This window comes from Psychroserpens burtonensis DSM 12212 (assembly GCF_000425305.1).
Lineage (GTDB): Bacteria > Bacteroidota > Bacteroidia > Flavobacteriales > Flavobacteriaceae > Psychroserpens > Psychroserpens burtonensis.
This window is the reverse complement of the sequence record NZ_AUDE01000024.1, coordinates 70,859-87,985: the sequence shown is the minus strand read 5'-3', so window position 1 is coordinate 87,985 and position 17,127 is coordinate 70,859. Positions and strand designations below refer to the sequence as shown.

Annotated in this window: 18 protein-coding genes; 4 read left to right on the top strand and 14 right to left on the bottom strand. The window is 33.0% G+C overall.

Going from position 1 to position 17,127, the window contains the following annotated elements:
• Together H593_RS0111685 and H593_RS0111680 are read right to left on the bottom strand one after the other, a co-directional pair.
• Positions 1–803: DDE-type integrase/transposase/recombinase (locus tag H593_RS0111685; protein ID WP_245585045.1), on the bottom strand; the 803-nt coding region annotated here is incomplete at its 3' end.
• 41 nt (positions 804–844) lie between these two features.
• Entirely contained in the window at positions 845–1,156 is a 312-nt protein-coding gene (locus H593_RS0111680) for a transposase (RefSeq protein ID WP_028872615.1), read from the bottom strand.
• A gap of 585 nt (positions 1,157–1,741) precedes the next feature.
• Here H593_RS0111680 and uvrB point away from each other — a divergent pair.
• Positions 1,742–3,748 carry an excinuclease ABC subunit UvrB gene (gene uvrB / locus H593_RS0111675; protein WP_028872614.1) on the top strand — a complete coding sequence of 669 codons (2,007 nt, stop codon included), beginning with the start codon at positions 1,742–1,744 and terminating at the stop codon, positions 3,746–3,748.
• A gap of 170 nt (positions 3,749–3,918) precedes the next feature.
• Here the strand turns inward: uvrB and H593_RS0111670 are convergent, their stop codons facing one another.
• Positions 3,919–4,320 carry a hypothetical protein gene (locus H593_RS0111670; RefSeq protein ID WP_028872613.1) on the bottom strand — a complete coding sequence of 134 codons (402 nt, stop codon included), beginning with the start codon at positions 4,318–4,320 and terminating at the stop codon, positions 3,919–3,921.
• 369 nt (positions 4,321–4,689) lie between these two features.
• Between H593_RS0111670 and H593_RS0111665 the strand changes: the two genes are divergently transcribed.
• Positions 4,690–4,932, top strand: coding sequence for a DUF1456 family protein (locus H593_RS0111665; protein WP_037052213.1), 243 nt, complete (start codon positions 4,690–4,692; stop codon positions 4,930–4,932).
• A gap of 81 nt (positions 4,933–5,013) precedes the next feature.
• Positions 5,014–5,715, top strand: coding sequence for a phosphoadenylyl-sulfate reductase (locus H593_RS0111660; protein WP_028872611.1), 702 nt, complete (start codon positions 5,014–5,016; stop codon positions 5,713–5,715).
• Between the two features lie 138 nt (positions 5,716–5,853).
• Here H593_RS0111660 and H593_RS0111655 read toward each other — a convergent pair whose 3' ends face one another.
• The 4 genes from H593_RS0111655 to H593_RS0111640 form a co-directional block, all read right to left on the bottom strand.
• A complete protein-coding gene (locus H593_RS0111655) occupies positions 5,854–6,030 on the bottom strand; it encodes a hypothetical protein (RefSeq protein WP_157588841.1) in 177 nt (58 codons plus the stop codon).
• A 10-nt stretch (positions 6,031–6,040) separates the two neighbouring features.
• Positions 6,041–6,256 (bottom strand): hypothetical protein, encoded by a 216-nt coding sequence (locus tag H593_RS0111650; RefSeq protein WP_028872609.1) that lies wholly within the window; start codon positions 6,254–6,256, stop codon positions 6,041–6,043.
• A gap of 151 nt (positions 6,257–6,407) precedes the next feature.
• Positions 6,408–7,598, bottom strand: coding sequence for an ADP-forming succinate--CoA ligase subunit beta (gene sucC, locus H593_RS0111645; protein WP_028872608.1), 1,191 nt, complete (start codon positions 7,596–7,598; stop codon positions 6,408–6,410).
• Between the two features lie 379 nt (positions 7,599–7,977).
• The gene (locus H593_RS0111640; protein WP_028872607.1) at positions 7,978–8,634 is read right to left on the bottom strand and encodes a hypothetical protein; all 657 of its coding nucleotides are present in this window, start codon (positions 8,632–8,634) and stop codon (positions 7,978–7,980) included.
• 119 nt (positions 8,635–8,753) lie between these two features.
• Between H593_RS0111640 and lysA the strand changes: the two genes are divergently transcribed.
• Positions 8,754–9,959, top strand: a complete 1,206-nt coding sequence (lysA, locus tag H593_RS0111635; protein ID WP_028872606.1) for a diaminopimelate decarboxylase — start codon at positions 8,754–8,756, stop codon at positions 9,957–9,959.
• 83 nt (positions 9,960–10,042) lie between these two features.
• Here lysA and H593_RS0111630 read toward each other — a convergent pair whose 3' ends face one another.
• The 7 genes from H593_RS0111630 to H593_RS0111600 form a co-directional block, all read right to left on the bottom strand.
• A complete protein-coding gene (locus H593_RS0111630) occupies positions 10,043–11,578 on the bottom strand; it encodes a carboxypeptidase-like regulatory domain-containing protein (RefSeq protein WP_028872605.1) in 1,536 nt (511 codons plus the stop codon).
• 62 nt (positions 11,579–11,640) lie between these two features.
• Positions 11,641–12,216, bottom strand: coding sequence for a hypothetical protein (locus H593_RS0111625; RefSeq protein WP_028872604.1), 576 nt, complete (start codon positions 12,214–12,216; stop codon positions 11,641–11,643).
• Complete coding sequence (locus H593_RS20830; RefSeq protein WP_028872603.1) at positions 12,213–12,698, bottom strand: type II secretion system protein GspG; 486 nt, start codon at positions 12,696–12,698, stop codon at positions 12,213–12,215. The genes H593_RS0111625 and H593_RS20830 overlap by 4 nt, the downstream gene beginning before the upstream one ends.
• 9 nt (positions 12,699–12,707) lie before the next feature.
• Complete coding sequence (locus tag H593_RS0111615; protein ID WP_028872602.1) at positions 12,708–14,111, bottom strand: M20/M25/M40 family metallo-hydrolase; 1,404 nt, start codon at positions 14,109–14,111, stop codon at positions 12,708–12,710.
• A 76-nt stretch (positions 14,112–14,187) separates the two neighbouring features.
• Positions 14,188–15,069, bottom strand: a complete 882-nt coding sequence (locus tag H593_RS0111610; RefSeq protein ID WP_037052206.1) for a PPK2 family polyphosphate kinase — start codon at positions 15,067–15,069, stop codon at positions 14,188–14,190.
• Between the two features lie 7 nt (positions 15,070–15,076).
• A complete protein-coding gene (locus H593_RS0111605; RefSeq protein WP_028872600.1) occupies positions 15,077–16,240 on the bottom strand; it encodes a sigma-54-dependent transcriptional regulator in 1,164 nt (387 codons plus the stop codon).
• 2 nt (positions 16,241–16,242) lie between these two features.
• A complete protein-coding gene (locus tag H593_RS0111600; protein WP_037052203.1) occupies positions 16,243–17,127 on the bottom strand; it encodes a DUF6268 family outer membrane beta-barrel protein in 885 nt (294 codons plus the stop codon).

The following is a 17,127-nucleotide window of genomic DNA, read 5'->3' as shown; positions in this document are numbered from 1 at the left end:
TCCATTGGTGTTATTCTTCCTAATAGTCCGTGAAGCCTTTCTTTGTTGTAAAATAAAACATATTCTTTAAGGATTTTTTCTATTTCTCCAAAGGTTCTATATTCAAATCGCTGAAAAACTTCTTTCTTTAAAATTCCGTGATAGGCCTCTATGTGAGCATTTTCTTCTGGTGTTGCTATATGTGTAAATTCTTGGGCCACTCCTATAAGTCCTAGATATTCTCTTACATTGTTGGCAATAAATTGACTTCCATTATCACTTCTAATCACTACATTGTTAGGGTATTGATAGTTCATAAATAAGTCAGACAGCAATGTTATCACTTGAGCTTGTTTAATTGAAAAGGCAAAAAGGTCTATTAATATTCTTCGCGTATGAACATCTATTACAGATAGCAAATAAGCGTTTTTACCAGCGCTAGGAATCCAAACCATCTTTATGTCCATTTCTAAACAATCAAAAGGTTTTGTAGTTTTTACTTTTCTGAATTTAACAAACTTACGCCCAGAACCGCTCCTGTCAATGCGGTCTTCTAACTTCAATAGGTTCGCTTCTTTCATTATTCTGTACAGCTTTTTATGGTTGATTACATAACCATCTCGAGTCAAATAAGAAGTCATTAATCTGTAGCCACAATCTATAAAAGGATGACTTAGTATGGTCTTTACAGACGCAATAACAGCATCCTGAGTAACTAATCCATTCTTATTATGATACGTAAACTCACTTGGCTTATTTCCTTTTCTTCCAAAGCTTGGTCTGCGATAATAACTGCTGTGAACCATTCCTACCATATTGATTATGCTAGTTTTACTGATTTTATATGTGTTAAAAACAGTATCTACTAAATCTTTCTTGGATCGGATGTCCCAAACTTTTTTTTTAAAAGTTCACGTTGTACTTCTAATTCAATCTCTTTATTACTTAACAACTTACGGAGTATTCTGTTTTCCTCCTGTGCTTGTTTTAATTCTTTACTACGAACATCATAAGTAACTTTTAAGCCTGCTTCGCCCTGACTCTCGTGCTTCTTCTTCCAGCTGTATAAAGTCCCTGTACTAACGCTGTATTTACGACAGGATTCTACAACTCCTATGTCATCGCATGAGGCTAAAATTTCTAACTTTTCTGCTAGACTCCATTTCTTGTATTTCATATCTCAAAGGTATTATTTGAAATTTAAAATAACACTCCGAACTTATTGGGGGCTAAACTAAAACTAAGAACAAAGAAAGTCATTATTCAATAATACTATGAATTATAAAAACAAGACTCACACTTTTAATAATTTTTCAATTTATAGCTATTGGTTTTTTGACAAAACGTTTTCAAATACGCCTTGAAATTACGTCTTAAAAACACTTGAATTACGTAGGTAGTAATTCAAGTGTTATAAATTGTGACTTTTTATAATCGTTAGAAATAAAAAAATTGTGAGTTACCCTAAAAGTTAGGTATGGTGAAGTAATTACAAACTGTAAATTATATTAACAAAACTTGATAAATGGGATTTATAGCTCAAGATATCGGTGTTACTCGAAAAAATAGGATATGCAGGACAGGCGTTATTAATCAATAATAAACATGGATCGTTAAGTGTTCGCTACAACAATCTAAGTGCACTACTTACTAAAGTAATAACAGAGCAACATAATATGATCAAAAGTCAGAAAAAGATATTTGAACAGAATTGAAAGCATCACACAATTAAAATATAAACGCTTTATCGTAACTTTGCAAAATGCGTTTTAAAGTACAATCAGAATTTAAACCTACAGGAGATCAACCAGAAGCCATCAAACAATTAGTTAATGGTATAAACTCCAAAGAAAAGTTTCAAACCTTACTTGGTGTAACAGGTTCTGGTAAAACATTTACAGTAGCAAATGTTATTGAAGAAGTGCAACGACCTACTTTAGTTTTGGCACATAATAAGACATTGGCTGCTCAGTTATATTCTGAGTTCAAGCAGTTCTTTCCAGAAAATGCTGTAGAATATTTTGTGTCTTATTATGATTATTATCAACCTGAAGCTTACATCCCTACATCTGGAGTTTATATAGAGAAAGATTTATCTATCAACGAAGAAATTGAGAAGATGCGTTTAAGTACAACCTCTTCTCTACTCTCTGGTCGTCGTGATGTAATCGTTGTGGCTTCGGTATCGTGTTTATATGGTATTGGAAACCCTGTAGAATTTCAAAAGAATGTGATTTCCTTGGAAACTAATCAAGAAATTTCGAGAACCGATTTACTACATAAACTCGTACAAAGCTTATACTCTAGAACAGAAGCAGACTTCAAGCATGGAAATTTCAGAATAAAAGGAGATACCGTTGACATCTTTCCAAGTTATGCAGACGATGCGTTTCGCATTCACTTTTTTGGAGATGAGATTGAGGATATTGAACAGTTTAATATTCAAACCAATGAAGTTATTGAGCACTATGACAGACTCACCATCTATCCTGCAAATATGTTTGTCACGTCTCCAGATGTGTTACAAGGTGCCATTCGCGGAATTCAAGATGACTTAGTAGAACAACATGACTATTTTAAAGAAATAGGCAAACATTTAGAAGCAAAACGTTTAAAAGAACGTACAGAATTTGATCTAGAAATGATTCGTGAATTAGGATATTGCTCTGGGATTGAGAACTACTCTCGTTATCTCGACGGTAGGCAACCAGGTACGAGGCCATTCTGTTTATTAGACTATTTTCCAGAAGATTTTTTAATGGTTGTTGACGAAAGTCACGTCACCCTTTCTCAAGTACACGCCATGTATGGAGGTGATAGAAGCAGAAAAGTGAATTTGGTAGATTACGGATTTAGATTGCCCGCAGCCATGGACAACAGGCCTTTAAAATTTGAAGAATTTGAAGCGTTACAAAACCAAGTCATTTATGTAAGTGCGACGCCTGCTGATTACGAATTACAAAAAACAGATGGTGTCTTTGTGGAGCAAGTGATTAGACCTACGGGATTATTAGATCCAATTATTGAAGTTCGTCCAAGTTTAAATCAAATAGATGATTTAGTTGAAGAAATACACCAACGCATAGAAAAAGATGAGCGCACCTTAGTGACTACGTTGACTAAACGTATGGCTGAGGAATTAGCTAAATACCTAGACCGTATTCAAATTAGATGTCGTTATATTCATAGTGATGTAGATACTTTAGAGCGTGTAGAAATCATGCAAGATTTGAGAAAAGGCGTATTTGATGTTCTCGTTGGTGTTAATTTATTACGTGAAGGTTTAGATCTCCCTGAAGTATCCTTGGTTGCTATTTTAGATGCCGATAAAGAAGGTTTTTTACGTTCTAATCGTTCTCTTACTCAAACTGTAGGTAGAGCCGCTAGGAACCTTAATGGTAAAGCCATTATGTATGCAGATAAAATCACCAAGAGTATGCAAAAAACAATGGATGAAACCGAATACAGACGTGGGAAACAAATCGCCTATAATACAAAGCATAATCTGGTTCCAACTGCCTTGAAGAAAAGTCTAGCTAGTGCATTATCCAAAAACTCTGTGAGTACTTACAGTTACGAACTGGAAGCTGCTAGAGCTGCTGAACCTGAAAGTGAATACTTAACTAAGGGTGAATTGGAAAAGAAAATTCGTGAAAAACGTAAATTAATGGAGCAAGCGGCTAAAGCCTTAGATTTTATTATTGCTGCAAAATTGAGAGATGAATTAAAAGGCTATCAAGATAAACTAGAGAAGTTGAAGGTTAGTTAGCCTTTTTGACAACCACACAAAGTGAACTTGGTTGCCGCCATTATAATGTATACTCCTTAAATTGACACATTGAATAACTTCATCTCTTTATAACACATAAAATGCTCTATAATTTTAATTATAGAGCATTTTATTGTATTACTTAAGATTCTTTGAGACTCTATGAAATACTAATTATACTGAACTTTAAATATATCAATCAAGAAATCTGGCGGAACCATTCTATTAGGGAAACTTTCCATTAAATCTAAAACACGATTAATAGAGTCATGACTTAAACCCATTCGTAATCCGAAATTATGTAGTTTAACTAATTTTTTTCTTGAGATATCACTATCAAGATTTGTAAGTAACACTAATCTATGAAACTGCACAATACGCTCACTGTGCGATTTTAAATTTACGTTTGTTACTGGGTACTGACATAAATAGTCAAAGTCATCTTTTGAGATTTCTAATTGTTTGGCAATACTAAACAAAAATTTATATTCAAAGGATTTTATAGGATCGTCAGCTTTTGCAAAGGCTATCATTTCAGACAGCAGGCTTAATTTTTCAACGCGATTTATCATATTCGAGGGATTCTTCTTATTTTGTTTTATAAATTTACTTTGTTTGTTTCGATTATAATCATGTATAAATAGTCGCTTGTCGAAAAAAAGCATGCCATTCGTCGTGCTTTTCCTACATTTCTACTAAATTACTTCTTAAATATCTGATTTACAGCATTATAAAAACACTCTACCGTTCGTCGGTTTTTAAACTTTCAAAATTAATTATCGATGAACTGCACCGTTAGTAATTATTAAAATTTATGTACTTTCGTTTTAATTACAAATTATGATCCACAGAGGCTCTAAAAATAAAACATAAAGAGCTTTAAATTTCACATCAACAACACAATAGAGACCTTTTTAAAGGGCATATAAATCAAAATTGAGATGACAAACAACGATATATTCAAAAAATTAAGAGTCGCACATAAACTTCGTGATGATGATATTGTAAAAATATTAGAACTCGTTGATTTTAGAATTACTAAAAGTGAGCTTAATGCTATGTTTAGGCGTGAAGACCATCCTAATTATATGGAGTGTGGTGATCAAGTACTAAGAAATTTTCTTAATGCATTGATCATTCATTTACGTGGTCCAATGCCAAAACCTCAAAAAAAGAAACCTTAAATCATCAAAAGCATAAAAATTTTACACCACTATATAGTCTTCAGAAATGTATCGTAACTTTCCATATTATATTGAATCCCTATGTTCGAAACAACCTCAGTAAAAAAAGTCATTCCCAATATTTCAGAAGCAGAAATTAAAGCACTTAACAAAACGTACAAACGGTTATCTGCGACGGATCGTATAATACAATTATACAAAGATTTTGAGGTTTCTGAAGTGATGCTCACCAGTTCTTTTGCGGCAACATCTGCTTTCTTATTGAAGCTGTTTTCCGAAGTAAATAAAAATCAAACTGTCTTTTTTATTGATACGGGCTATCATTTTGAAGAGACACTGAAATACAAAGAAGAACTGACACAACGTTACGGATTAAAAGTAGCGTCTATTAGTGCTTTAAAAGAAGAACACGAGTTTACAACCAAAGACGAAACCTGGACAAAGAATCCAGATTTTTGTTGCTCTATAAACAAAGTAAAACCTTTAGACATAATCAAAAACCAATACAAAGTATGGGTTTCTGGTTTAATGGAATGGCAAAGTGACCACCGTTCTACACTTGATGTTTTTGAATTACGTGGTGAGATTTTAAAGTTTTATCCTTTGCTGGATATTTCAAAACAACAACGTGACGCTTACATTGCAACACATGATTTACCCTTTCATCCTTTAGTTGCAAAAGGATATAATTCTATTGGTTGTAAGCATTGTACAGTTCCTGGTGATGATCGTAATGGTCGTTGGAATAATAATCCTAAGACGGAGTGTGGATTACATTTATAATTAAAAACAAATCTAACAAAGAACCATTTGGTCATATCTACAAACTAGTTAAACATAAAATAAACGACTAGAATTCTTATTTAAAACTAGTTTAGGAGACTTAATAAAAAATACACTTCATTAGCAAGTGCTTCTATTTTAAAGTTTCTCATACTTTTCTAGGCAAGCCTCAATACATGCATAAGACAAAACGAGGTTTGAGCCTATAATTTCAAAAAACAGTGTTGGTGGTGTCATATCACAACCAGAAACTGAAATTGTCATATCAGTTTCAAAGAAAGTCCTTGTTGATGAATCACCGATTTCTGAAAACATAAAGCATAAATTATGCATTTGAATTTATTGTTCCGCTCGATAAAAAAGTAAGTATTTTTTCGCTATCGATACTTGTAAAATATCCACTTCCATCACCTGGATCTGAGTAAACTTCTGAGAGTTGCCAAGTTCCTAATAATTTGATTTCTATACGTTTTGTCTTGTCATCATCTGAGCACGCCAATAAAGAGAATACCATGACAATCCATACGCTACTATTTCTCATGACTTGATTATTTTACTGTAGATACAGAAAGATAAAAAAGATTCCGTAAAAAAAAACCTGTTACGTTAAAAACGTAACAGGTCAGTATTATTTGATTCTTAGCTTTCGCACTTTAACTATGCTCAGTGCGACACTAGAAATGATCATAGTTTTAAGCTAAAACTTGCTGTACTTTATCTGCTGCTTCTTGAAATTCTGTAGCACTCATGACATCTAATCCAGAATCATCAATCAATTTTTTAGCGATGTCTGCATTTGTTCCTTGTAAACGAACAATAATTGGTACAGTAATGTTACCCATGTTTTTATAAGCATCAATAACACCTTGAGCAACGCGATCACAACGAACGATACCTCCAAAGATATTAATCAATATGGCTTTTACAGCTGGATCTCTTAAAATAAGCTCAAATGCAATTTCTACTCTTGTAGCATCTGCAGTACCTCCAACATCTAAAAAGTTAGCGGGTTCTCCACCTGCTTGCTTAATTAAATCCATAGTTGCCATTGCTAAACCTGCACCATTAACCATGCAACCAACATTACCGTCAAGGTCTACATAATTTAATCCATGTTCTCCAGCTTCTACTTCAATAGGATTCTCTTCACGTAAATCACGTAAATCTGCTAAATCTTTATGTCTAAACAAAGCATTGTCGTCTATAGACACTTTTGCATCTACTGCCATAATTTTATCATCACTTGTCTTTAACACTGGGTTAATTTCAAATAATGACGAATCAGATTTGTCGTAGGCGGTATATAACGCCGTAACAAATTTTGTCATGTCTTTAAATGCTGCTCCCGATAATCCTAAATTAAAAGCAATTTTACGTGCTTGAAATGGTAAGATTCCCGTTGAAGGATCTATTTCTTCATGGAAAATTAAATGAGGAGTTTCCTCGGCAACAGTTTCAATATCCATACCTCCTTCTGTAGAATACATGATCATATTACGACCTGTTGCCCTGTTTAAAAGAACAGACATATAATATTCTTCTGGCTCAGAATCTCCAGGATAATAGACATCTTCTGTTACCAGTACTTGGTGTACACGTTTACCTTCGGCAGATGTTTGAGGTGTCACTAAGTCCATCCCAATAATCTGCTCTGTTATTCTTTTTACTTCATCAAGGCTTTTTGCTAGCTTAACTCCGCCACCTTTCCCACGTCCACCTGCATGAACTTGTGCTTTAATCACGTGCCAACCAGTACCTGTGTCTTCGGTTAATTTCTTTGCTGCAGCAACTGCTTCATCAGCATTTTGTGCAACAATACCACGTTGAATACGTACGCCGAAGCTGCTTAATAATTCTTTTCCTTGATATTCGTGTAAATTCATAATAAATAATCAATTTATGTTATCCCTGAAATAGGAAATATTTTAAAATTTATGTTTTGTCTTCGCTAAAATTTCCGAAGTCATTATATTCATTGTATTAGCTGCAAAAATAAACATACTTAAGGTTTTTACCAATAGTTTTTATAGTGAAGTGATTTAAACTTTTTATTTTGCTTTAATTTCATCTTATTTACCCTGATTTGGGCTTTTTCTCATACCTTGACTAAGGCTTTGCTATTACAAAAAGGCTAACTCAAGATAAAAGTTCTATAATTTTGGCTACCCTACAAAAAGTCTAAATCACCTCAAAGACCTTAACTTTTATAATTTGACTAAAGTGAACACAGTAAGTATTGAAATTTATTTCGCCAAAAGCAGATTATTCCTTTAATCTTTTAATTACTGAAAATGCGTTATCAACCAAGTCGTCTTCGACCACAATTGTGAACTCATTCGTCGTAGAGACGACCTCATATAAGGTAATATTCTCCCATGCTAAACGCTTAAAAATTTGGTAATATAAACCGGCAATCTTTGAATTACCACTTGGCAAATAAAGACTAATAGCAGATAGTTTTTCCTGAAATCCTATTTGTGTTTCATTTTTAAACGCATTGAAAACACTCTCTTTTTCAGACGTTGATATAATTATATTGCTCTCAAACACACCTCTAGTAAACGCATAAAAAACTTGATGATTTGTACTGATATGGTTCAAAACTTGCGAATGACTATCTATTAAAGTTTTAGAATTTTGAAATGTAAAATCACTTAAATTTGAACGTACAGTAATATCTCCTAATTGCTTAAACGTCTTCCTTAAACGCTTAGAATTTTCAAGATGAGATGGTTGCTGATACCGTCTTAATGCCATCATTATCGCTCCATCTTTTACAGGTTTACGTAGCATCTCAGAAATAGGCTGATTCAAGTCTTTTGCTAAGGCAGAAAAATTAATGATTTGTCTAGATAATCCTTCTTCTAAAAAAGGACTCGATACGATGATGTCTTGGACGCAAGAAGCTATTGTTCTCAATTTGTTAATTATTTAACATTTTGTGCAAAAATAGTAATTTTATTTTATTTTTTATGTTTTGAGTAATGATTACTTTTATTTTGACTCCTTAAACACCTTGAATATTAAGACTAAAAATTATGGAATACAACACCTTATTACAAATTGCTAAAGACTATGGAAGTCCGCTTTATGTTTATGACGCTGAAAAAATCAAATTTCAGTATAAACGTTTAATATCTGCATTTGGGAAGGTAAAACAGTTAAAGCTAAACTATGCTATGAAGGCATTGTCTAATATTTCGGTTTTAAAATTATTTAATCAATTGGGAACTGGGTTGGATACCGTTTCTATACAGGAAGTTCAATTAGGGTTAAAAGCGGGTTTTAAGCCTGAGCAAATTATTTTCACTCCAAATGGTGTTTCCCTAGCGGAAATAGAAAAAGCGGCAAGTTTTGGCGTTCAAATTAACATTGATAATTTATCAGTCTTAGAGCAATTTGGAACGAAACATCCAGAAACTCCGGTTTGTATAAGGATTAACCCACATGTAATGGCTGGTGGCAACACGAATATTTCCGTAGGACATATTGACAGTAAATTTGGGATTTCTATTCATCAAATTCCGCATTTATTAAGGATCGTTGAGAATACAAAAATGAATATCAACGGAATTCACATGCACACAGGAAGCGATATATTAGATATTGATGTTTTTTTATATGCTAGTGAAATACTCTTTGATACTGCTAAAAACTTCAAGAATTTAGAATTTATCGATTTTGGATCTGGGTTTAAAGTCCCTTATAAATTAGGAGATATTGAAACTAATATTGAAGAATTAGGAGAAAAACTCTCCATACGTTTTAATGAATTTTGTAAAGACTACGGGAAACCATTAACCCTAGCTTTTGAACCTGGAAAATTCTTAGTGAGCGAAGCTGGTTATTTTTTAACAAAAGTGAATGTGGTAAAACAAACCACCTCAACGGTTTTTGCTCAAGTAGATTCTGGTTTCAATCATTTAATTAGACCAATGCTTTATGGGTCACAACATGAAATTATTAATATTTCTAACCCAAATGGTCGAGAACGGTTCTACTCTGTTGTGGGCTACATCTGTGAGACAGATACATTTGCGAATAATAGACGAATTAATGAAATCACCGAAGATGATATCTTGGCGTTTAAAAATGCAGGAGCCTATTGCTACTCGATGGCTTCAAATTATAATTCACGTTATCGTCCTGCCGAAGTATTATGGTATGATAAAAAAGCGCATCTTATTAGAAAGCAAGAGACATTTGATGATATCTTACATAATCAAATTGAAATAGATTTATAATCTAAAACGCAAGACTTACATCTTGCGTTTTTTAATATCAAAATAGGATATGTCATTGAAACTTAATCCCTGATAGTCTTCTCTTAATTCTTAGTCTCTTTTAACGGTGAATTCACCCAATATGTATCGATATCTAATGCATTACTGTTTATCTCTGCTTTTTTCAATGACATGACTTTATTAATAAACACTAAATTATCAGGAAGCTCCTTATTTTTAAAAACCTGTTGAACAAAATATTCTCTAAATTGATCGGTATCAATAAAGGACAATTCGTTTAATTGTCGCCCTGCTAAATCTGCTATATTTTTAATTTTATATTCAATTCCGTTTAAAGTTTTAAAATCTTCAATTTCATCACCTGTTAATTCATCTGACAATGTGATTTTAAGTTTTCTGTTAGAGATTAAATCTATCTTTTCAATTTTCAATCGGTCTTGATTATATTCAAATTTGAATCGTCTTTTTTTAGTAATAGTGCTTTCATCAATATCATTACTAAAGTTTATGAGAAAAGCATTTTCCGCAATATCAAAATCGACCGTATCAATTCTAAAACTATTTCCACTTTTTGCTTTAAAAGAATTATAAAATGACACATAATTTAAAAACATTTTATCTCCTCTTGGAGCATACTCCACAGTCAAGGAATAGAACGGCTTTTTACTGTTCAAAGTAAAGCCATTATATTCTAATTTATGTATCGAAAAGTTCTTATAAGCAATATAAATAACCCCTTCTGCCCTATTCTTGGTACCCGTAACTTCCTCTAAAGCATAAAATTTAATAGCATAAATAGGCTCATCATTTAAGTATGTTTTATCAGTCAGTCTAAACAAATGATTGTAGAGAAAGTCCTCTTTAAAAACATCTATAAATGAGAATGATTTTTTATCATTATATCTAATTACATTATGCAGATTTAGGATACTCAATTCATTCCCACCAAATCCAGTTATTGTCGCCTGTTCTATAAATTTCAAGTTTTTATTATCATAAGCACTTGCTAATGCTGAATCTTGAGGGAACTCTTTATTTTTCTTAAAACTATATAATGCAGCCTGATTATCTTTATTAAAGATTTTATTGGTTTGAAAACCTGCATCAAACTCTTCCATAATACCTTCATTAAGATTAAAATACCGTTTATTCAAAACTTGATATTCACGGTAATAGCCAATATAAGAATGTGGATTTCTAGGATAATTTAAAGGGATATTTATGAGTGCTTTTTGAACAATATCTCTAGCGGAAATATAGTCCTTTTTTGCAATTATGGTAATTGCTTCAAGCGATTCAATTTTAGGTTTTAATTTTAGAATATTTAAACGATCCTCTGTGAGCGTTTGAACAATAACCTCTATAGTTTCATATCCCATACAAGAAATAACTATAACAGCATTGTCAATCTTATATGTAATTGGCAATCTAAAACTCCCATCGTCATCGGAGATGACACCAATATTTTGGTTTTTGACTGCCACAGAAGCAAATAAGACTGGCTCACCCGTTTTAGCATCTATAATCTTGCATAATAATTCTCTTGTACTTTGTGAGATACAAAATAAAGGGATTAACATAAAAGCTATTACAACTATCTTCTCATTTAGAAATTTCATGCAAGCAATAATTTATAAGAAAAATAAGATATTTTAATTACAATCAAAAATTCGAATGAGATTTATTGTTTGACTGTTCCCCTAAAATGATTCACATTCGGATTGATAGGGTTTCCTGAAACTCTTCTAAACGATGCCAATTGGCCACAGTGCCAAATTGCATCTGCTATAGGGCCATTAACTTGATTCCAAAAAGCAATCTCATTCTCGCCAAAAATGATTTGGTACTGTGAGATATCATTGCTTACTCTTAAAATATCTGCAGCAGTTTTTAAATTGATTAGAGCTTGTTTACGTTTATCTTCATAAGTCATTTTTGATTTATCGATGTCACCGTTATTCTTTTTTAATGTCGAGTTTACGATTACATAAGATAGATCTAAAATATGATCTATAGTTTCTGCGATAGAACGCACGTCCTCACTTGGCTTATAGACTAAATCTTTTTCTACTAAGCCTTCACTAGACCAATAAAATCTAAAGCCTAGGGCATCCACCATGCGAGCAGCCATAGTTCCCGCTGTGAATTCTTTAGCATATTCTGGAACTTCATAATAAGGGATTTCCTTATGTTTTGAATCTTGTGAAGACATTATCGTCGATATTAAAATTGTTATTACTAAGCAAATATATTTCATTCAAATTGTGTTTTATTCCCTATTGTAATATCGTCTTTCGTATTTAGAGTTCTATCTTTTCCAAAGGAAAACAAACGATAACTCATACCGTCATCTGATAATTGATAGTTAATCTCATTATTCCAGTGGTCTTTAGTGACACCTTTTAATAAAGGATTATTTCTAATAATGGTTTTTAGTACTATGGGATATTCTCCTATATCTTTTTTCTCTTTTTCTAATAATCGTGCTATTTTTAAAAGTTGTTTTTCTGTTCTATTAGGATGACTATCGGCAGATTCAAAGATCATAAAAGCAGAAGCAAAAAATAAGATCACAAGAACATAAATAAGAGACAACTTCTGAGAAGGATATAGCATTGTTCTCTTCTGAAGGTGATACTCCTTCTCGAATTTTCGTCGTTTTCGTTTCTTAAACCAGTACTTAATGTCAAGAAACCACAACCATAATTCGGCTAATATTTCAGCAAAAAAACTATGCAAATTTTGATGTTAATTTTTTAATTCAACGTTTTTAGAAATAGTCTCAGTTCCATATTTATCCATCAAATAAATTAAGGCAGTCATAGAAGCAGCTCCTAATTCTAATTCACGTTTATTCACATGTTCAAACGTATCATTGGCTGCATGATGATGATCAAAATAACGTTGTGAATCTGGTCGCAAACCAGCTAAGACGATATTATCATCTTTTAAAGGACCGATGTCTGCTCCACTATAACCTTCTTCAAAATAATGAATTAGATAGGGTTTGAATAAAGGTCGCCAACTTTGTATTTTTGCTAACATTGCTTCACTACAGTCAAAACTAAATCCTCTAGGCGTAAATCCTCCAGAATCACTCTCTAGAGCGAATACATGCTTTTCTTTGTTTGACTTTGCAACCTGAGCATATTTTTTCCCGCCTCTTAATCCATTTTCTTCATTCATGAACAAAACAGCTCTTATAGTGCGTTTTGGACGAATCCCACTTGCTTTTAACAAACGTAAAACATCCATAGATTGCACTACTCCTGCGCCATCATCATGAGAGCCATCACCTAAATCCCAAGAGTCTAAATGTCCACCAACAACGATAATCTCATTAGGGAATTCACTTCCAGTAATTTCACCTATGACGTTATAGGATTGTACATCTTCTAGTTGTTTACAATTCTGACTAAAAAAGAAATTAATATTATCATTTAGTGCTAAAATTCCGCTTAATAATTCGGCATCATTAGTACTAATTGCAGCCGAAGGAATTCGTTTACTATTTGGTAAATCGCCGTAGCCCATACTTCCAGTATGCGGAAAATCATCCAGTCTTAAATTTAAAGATCTCACAATGGTCCCAACAGCTCCATACTTTGCAGCTTCTGCAGCACCAGCGTACCGCTCAACAGAACAACCACCATAAGCTTCAAAAGTATTTATCAAATCAGCTTGCATTGGTCTATTGATAAATACAATTTTACCTTTTACTTTATCAGTCCCCAAAGCCTCTATTTCTGTATAACTTCCAACTTCAATGATTTTAGCTTTCAAACCGCCAGCAGGTGTTGCAACAGAACCACCAAGCGCACAAATATTCACATTTGTAGTGACTCCTGGTGAGGTTTCAAAGTATGCAAACTCAGGAGCACCTCTTACCCAACGAGGCACCATAACGGGTTGCAACCAAACCTTGTCTAAGCCTAACTTATCAAACTCTTCTTTGGTATATTGTACTGCTAATTCTGCATTTAATGAGCCTGATAAACGTCCACCAATTTGGTTTGACAAATGATCTAACCATTGATAACTCATTCCATCTGTTAGGGAATTGGTAAAGATTTTTTTAAGATTATCAGCATCTGTTTGTGCTGAGAATTGAACCGTTGTAAAAAGAAATACAACAATGAGTATATGCTTCATAAGATCGTTTTTTTCATTGAAGCTGAAAGATACTATTTTAAATATTTAGTAATTAAAAAGAAAACTTAAAAATGAACTAGTCATTTTCTAATTGTTCTCTATAGAGATGTAAATTGGCTTTCATATCTTCATCCATTTCTGGCTCCTTAATATCCTTATACATTTTTAAAGTATCTAATAAGGTTTTTGCCAAAATATATCTCGCCGTTGGTTTATCATCTGCAGGAATGGCATACCAAGGCGCATACGCCTTTGATGTTCTATTTAAAGCCTCTTCATAACAGTCTTGATAGCGGTCCCAAAGTTCGCGTTCTTTTAAATCTCCTAGTGAGAACTTCCAGTTTTTTTCTGGTTTATCTAAACGTCTTAATAACCTACTTTTTTGTTCGTCTTTAGATAAGTGTAAAAAGAATTTAAAGATGATAGTTCCGTTTTCTGCAATATGTTTTTCAAAGTTATTAATCTGCTTAAAACGTTTATCCCAAAAAGAATCGTTTACGTCACTAACAGCGCTAACATCGGGTAAATTCTCGCCCATAATATATTCTGGATGTACACGTGTTACTAATACATTTTCATAATGTGTGCGATTAAAAACACCAAATTTTCCGCGAGCTGGTAGCGCTAAATAATGACGCCATAAGTAGTCGTGTTTGAGTTCTATTTCCGTAGGAACCTTAAAACTATGAACCACGACACCTCTTGCATTTAGGGCTTTAAAGACTTCACGAATTAAACTGTCCTTTCCCGCTGTATCCATTCCTTGAATACAAATAAGAACCGCATACTTACCATGAGCATACATGGCATTTTGAATTTTTGCCAAATCTTTACAAACACCTTCTAATTCGTCTTCAATTTCATCTTTATCAGCATCGAGATGATATGTTGTGGCTATATCCTTTAATTGAATTGGTGTCGTTATTTTAAACTCATTTGTATTGATGTTTTTTTTCATGATAGGACTATTTAGATGCAAATAATTTCACATCATTTTCACTCACTTCTTTTTCCCCTAAAATAATTAAACGTTCCACAACATTTCGCAATTCACGAATATTGCCAGTCCAATCATAATCTTGAAGTAATCTTATAGCTTTATCAGAAAATTCTTTTTTTGCTGTGCCTTGTTCTTCAGAAATTTTACCCAAAAAATGATTAATCAACAACGGAATATCCTCGCGTCTATCATTTAAAGCTGGCACTTTAATTAATATAACGGCAAGTCTATGGTACAAATCTTCTCTAAATCGACCTTCGGCAATTTCCTTTTTTAAATCTTTATTGGTCGCTGCGACAACACGCACATCAACTTTAATATCTTTATCGTTACCTACACGTTGGATGCGACTTTCTTGTAATGCTCTTAATACTTTAGCTTGAGCCGAAAGACTCATATCTCCAATTTCATCTAGAAAAATCGTACCACCATTAGCAGCTTCAAACTTTCCAGCTCTATCTTTAACTGCACTTGTAAAAGCACCTTTAACGTGGCCAAATAATTCACTTTCAATTAACTCAGACGGTATCGCAGCACAATTAACCTCTATTAAAGGACCTTTAGCGCGATCACTTTTCTCATGCAACCAATGCGCTACTAGCTCTTTACCTGTGCCATTTGGACCGGTAATCAAGACTCTTGCATCTGTAGCAGACACTTTTTCAATCATATCTTTAATATGAGTAATGGCATCACTTTCACCTATCATCTCATACTTTTTGCTGACTTTCTTTTTAAGCATTTTATTTTCAACAACTAAAACTTTAGTATCGAGTGCTATTCTAACTGTATTGAGTAATCTATTTAAATCTGGTGGTTTAGAAATGTAATCAAACGCGCCTAAACGCATCGTATTAACTGCAGTATCTAAATCACCATGCCCAGAAATCATCACCATGGGTATTTCTGGCTTTATTTTTTTTACAGCTTCTAAGACTTCAACACCATCCATTTTTGGCATCTTGATATCACATAGTACTAAATCAAAATCTTCTTTTTTAATTTTTTCTATGCCGACTAACCCATCCTCTGCTTCATAAACTTCATAGGCATCATTTTCTTCTGAAAGTATTTTAACCAATACTCTTCTAATCGCTGCTTCGTCTTCAATAACTAAAATCTTCGCCATTTTTATATTTTAAATTTTATACCTGTTCTTAAATAAAATGCATTTATGTCATCTAATTTAAAAACTTCCTCTCTATTTCCATCACGTAACACATTATTTAATCTAAATGTATAACCAGCGTACATGTATGCGACTAAATGCTTAGTGAAACAATATTCGTACCCAAGTCCACCTACCGCAACTGATAAGGAAATATTCTCCACTTGTCGCCCCTGAATAGCCAATGGTTCTTGTACATGTGCAAAATATCCATCTAAACCTATAAACGTTTGTAACATGCTACTTTCAGTAAAAAAATACTTTACATTAGATTTTGGCACACCTGCTGAAAATGACCACCTTTCATTAACTCGTCTGAAATAGCTAACAAATGGCAACGGGAAAGGAACTCCTGTAGTGGCATTGAATGTTAGTCCTAGAATTAGACGATAAGGTCTTTTGGAACTCTCATCTTTTGTTCTATCACTGATAGCAAATGCACCGCCATTAATAAAAAAATCATCTGATGTTATTTTTGTCGTCAGTGTTGAAGCTATTCTAGGATTGAATTTAAAACCTAAACGCCATTTTTCACTAGTCTTAAATGTATAGCCAAAATTTAAATCTATTATATTAATAGTTTTTAAACGAGACTTGTCAAAAGGATAATCATCCTCTAAATTTAATATAATACGGTTATATTCTGCACCAATTATCAAATAGCAATCCTCTTTTGTTTGGATAGGATAATTAAGTAATGCTCTTAATCTGGTGTATTGATCTTCTGAATTACTCTTAGGAATAAATGAATATTCTAATCTAGCTAAATCTGTAAGTTGTGCATTAGCGAGCTGTGATAAAAAACAGAATACCACTACACAAAATAACTTACTTGATTTATTACTCAT

Coding starts and splice junctions, on each gene's coding strand:
- H593_RS0111650 (WP_028872609.1), bottom strand. CDS start 6,256: ATGAGAAATAGTAGCGTATGGATTGTCATGGTATTCTCTTTATTGGCG.
- H593_RS0111630 (WP_028872605.1), bottom strand. CDS start 11,578: ATGAAATTTCTAAATGAGAAGATAGTTGTAATAGCTTTTATGTTAATC.
- H593_RS0111665 (WP_037052213.1), top strand. CDS start 4,690: ATGACAAACAACGATATATTCAAAAAATTAAGAGTCGCACATAAACTT.
- H593_RS0111610 (WP_037052206.1), bottom strand. CDS start 15,069: ATGAAAAAAAACATCAATACAAATGAGTTTAAAATAACGACACCAATT.
- sucC (WP_028872608.1), bottom strand. CDS start 7,598: ATGAATTTACACGAATATCAAGGAAAAGAATTATTAAGCAGCTTCGGC.
- uvrB (WP_028872614.1), top strand. CDS start 1,742: ATGCGTTTTAAAGTACAATCAGAATTTAAACCTACAGGAGATCAACCA.
- lysA (WP_028872606.1), top strand. CDS start 8,754: ATGGAATACAACACCTTATTACAAATTGCTAAAGACTATGGAAGTCCG.
- H593_RS0111670 (WP_028872613.1), bottom strand. CDS start 4,320: ATGATAAATCGCGTTGAAAAATTAAGCCTGCTGTCTGAAATGATAGCC.
- H593_RS0111660 (WP_028872611.1), top strand. CDS start 5,014: ATGTTCGAAACAACCTCAGTAAAAAAAGTCATTCCCAATATTTCAGAA.
- H593_RS0111625 (WP_028872604.1), bottom strand. CDS start 12,216: ATGAAATATATTTGCTTAGTAATAACAATTTTAATATCGACGATAATG.
- H593_RS0111605 (WP_028872600.1), bottom strand. CDS start 16,240: ATGGCGAAGATTTTAGTTATTGAAGACGAAGCAGCGATTAGAAGAGTA.
- H593_RS0111655 (WP_157588841.1), bottom strand. CDS start 6,030: ATGTTTTCAGAAATCGGTGATTCATCAACAAGGACTTTCTTTGAAACT.
- H593_RS0111600 (WP_037052203.1), bottom strand. CDS start 17,127: ATGAGTAATAAATCAAGTAAGTTATTTTGTGTAGTGGTATTCTGTTTT.
- H593_RS0111680 (WP_028872615.1), bottom strand. CDS start 1,156: ATGAAATACAAGAAATGGAGTCTAGCAGAAAAGTTAGAAATTTTAGCC.
- H593_RS0111615 (WP_028872602.1), bottom strand. CDS start 14,111: ATGAAGCATATACTCATTGTTGTATTTCTTTTTACAACGGTTCAATTC.